Consider the following 2,610-nt stretch of genomic DNA (forward strand, 5'->3'; position numbering starts at 1 on the left):
AGCCTGCCGCACGGCGATCGTGGCCGCTGCGACGCCACTTGGCGCCGTCAATGTCCACGCGGTAAGCGCAGGCGCCTTGCGTCAAGGTCGAGGTGGACTCACGGCGCCGATCGAGGTGCGAATAGACTACGCTGGAAAAGGTGGCATCGAAGTCCGGCAGGCGCAAGTCAGTTGTCGCCTCAATGCGTCGGGCAGGGTCACTGCAATAATATAGCGCCAGGCCTGATTTGCCAGCGCTGCGCACGCCGACAGCGGCACGATCCGCTTCGCCATCTATCTACAAGGCGGCCTTCTTCGTCGGTGGCGCTAGGTGTTGGTCAAAGGTTCGGTTTGAGCCACGAAGCCAACCCGCAAGCCCCTTCGAAAAGAACGACTTCAGTCCCTTTCCCAGGCTGCGAGCAACGGGCCTTTGCCTCCGTAGACAGGGTCATTGCGCGGACGGCCAACCCTGGGGATCGTGACGACCGCCTTGGCATGATCGGCGGCGGTCGTGCACAGGTCATAGGTGCCGGATGGAGGATAGGCGCCGACGACCAGAAAATCGTCGGATGCGGAAAGGCACTGGTGCCCGGTGCCGGCAGGAAGCACCGCGACGTCGCCGGCCTTCAGCGACAGCGTTCGTCCCATCTTGCCGCCAAACCGGACTTTTGCCGTGCCGCGCGCGACGCCCAGCACCTCGTGAATCTGCGAATGATAGTGAGCGTAGTCGTAGATGCCGTCGCGCCAGCTATCGCCCCAGCCATTAGCGTCGAAAATCGCCTCCATGACCGCCGCCGGATCGAAGTCTTCAGGCAGCTTCACCGCGCCGCGATAGACGACCAGCGGCCAGAACGGATGGTTGGGGACGAGGCCGTCGTCCGTGAAGCGAAACTCGTTCGGTTTGCGCTGGATTACAAGATCGCCGACCTCGCGCTTGTCTGGTCTTGCGATGCCGGTGGCCTGCTCGGCGGCTTTCTTCGTGGTTTGCAGGATGCTCATGGTGTGGCCTTGGGTTGGTGGTGAGCTTCTGCCGGATTAACCGGCTGCATGGCGGGTCGGTTCCGCTGAGGCGACGAACTGGGAGCTATGTGGCCGGCAGGGCGACGCTTGGCGCCGCAACAAGGTCCGGCACGACGAATGTGGAACTGGCGGCGATTATCCGAGGTAGGGCGCAATGCTGCTGGCGGCTTGAGGTGTTGCTGCGTTACGTGTGTCACCAAATCTGCTGTTGACCCAATACCGATTCACCAAGTGACAAGCGGCACGAGTGCCATCCTGGGCGTCCGGATTACGTCAGTTTGGCCGGAACCTGACATCGGCACCTCAAAATGGAGCGGCGGCGTGATTGCGTCTATCGCAATTTGCCGTTGTAGTGCATTCCGCTTGTAAGTGTCGCTTATTAGGCGATTGCCGTGGGGGAGAAGATGGTCACACACAATGAGGCGCAGGAATTGCTGCGCGAAGCCACCGATAGTGCCGCGATGGAGTTCAAGAATGGCCAATGGGCGGCGATCGAGGCCATCGCGAATGGTCGTCGGCGTGTTCTCCTTGTCCAGCGCACCGGCTGGGGCAAGAGCATGGTTTACTTTGTGGCGACTCGTATACTCCGCGATGCAGGCGCAGGAGCCACACTCATCATCTCTCCACTGCTGGCATTAATGCGCAACCAACTTGAGGCTGCGGAGCGGCTAGGTCTCCGAGCTGTGACCATTAACACGACTAATCGCGAGGATTGGGACGGCATCATGGCGCGCGTGCGCGACAACCAGGTCGACCTACTCCTCGTGTCGCCCGAGAGGCTGGCAAATCAGGAATTCCTTGACAATTGTCTGTTGCCAATCGCGGACAGGATACAGTTTCTGGTCGTGGACGAGGCGCACTGTATCTCGGACTGGGGACACGACTTTCGGCCTGACTATCAGCGAATAGACCGCATTCTGGCTCAGCTTCCGCCGAATGTGGCCGTGCTTGCGACAACAGCCACGGCTAACGACCGAGTGGTGGCGGATGTGATGGCGCAACTTGGCGATGGCACACAGCTGCAGCGAGGGCCGTTGGCCCGAGAGACTCTCAGCCTGCAGACGGTGATCCTACCTGACCGCGCGGCGCGGCTCGCTTGGCTCGCGCAAGCAATAAGGCAGCTTCCCGGCAGCGGCATTGTCTATGCTCTTACTAAGCGAGACGTGAATCGTGTCACGGCGTGGCTTAGGTCACAGGACATTGACGCCCGCGCCTACCACAGCGGTGTCGGGGGCGAGGACGAGGATGGTGAGCCCGCAACCAGCCGCGAAGAATTAGAGAGCATGCTTATTAAGAACGAGGTGAAGGTGTTGGTTGCTACCAATGCGCTCGGTATGGGCTTCGACAAACCGGACCTGAGCTTCGTCGTGCACTTTCAGGCTCCGCAATCAATCGTCCACTACTACCAGCAAGTGGGACGTGCCGGTCGCGGGATTGATGATGCCGTGGGCGTGCTCATGGGTGGCGCCGAAGACGACGAAATCAATAGTTATTTCATCGGCCAGTCCTTCCCTCCAGAATGGCAACTATCGGATTCACACATTTTGCAGATTGAGTTTGGTTCCGTACTTGATGGCGTGGAATTCGGCGAGGCCGATGCGCATGACCTTG

At 60.1% G+C, this 2,610-nt stretch carries 2 protein-coding genes; one reads left to right on the top strand and one right to left on the bottom strand.

The features are described from left to right. Positions 1–375 precede the first annotated feature (375 nt). On the bottom strand, positions 376–978 hold the full coding sequence (locus tag NKJ46_RS34510) for a cupin domain-containing protein (protein WP_352671792.1): 603 nt from the start codon (positions 976–978) through the stop codon (positions 376–378). A gap of 413 nt (positions 979–1,391) precedes the next feature. Here NKJ46_RS34510 and NKJ46_RS34515 point away from each other — a divergent pair. Beyond that, a partial coding sequence (locus NKJ46_RS34515) for a RecQ family ATP-dependent DNA helicase (RefSeq protein WP_352671794.1) occupies positions 1,392–2,610 on the top strand: 1,219 nt, incomplete at its 3' end.

Origin of the sequence: Mesorhizobium sp. M0166 (assembly GCF_040322255.1) — a bacterium.
Taxonomy (GTDB): Bacteria; Pseudomonadota; Alphaproteobacteria; order Rhizobiales; family Rhizobiaceae; genus Mesorhizobium.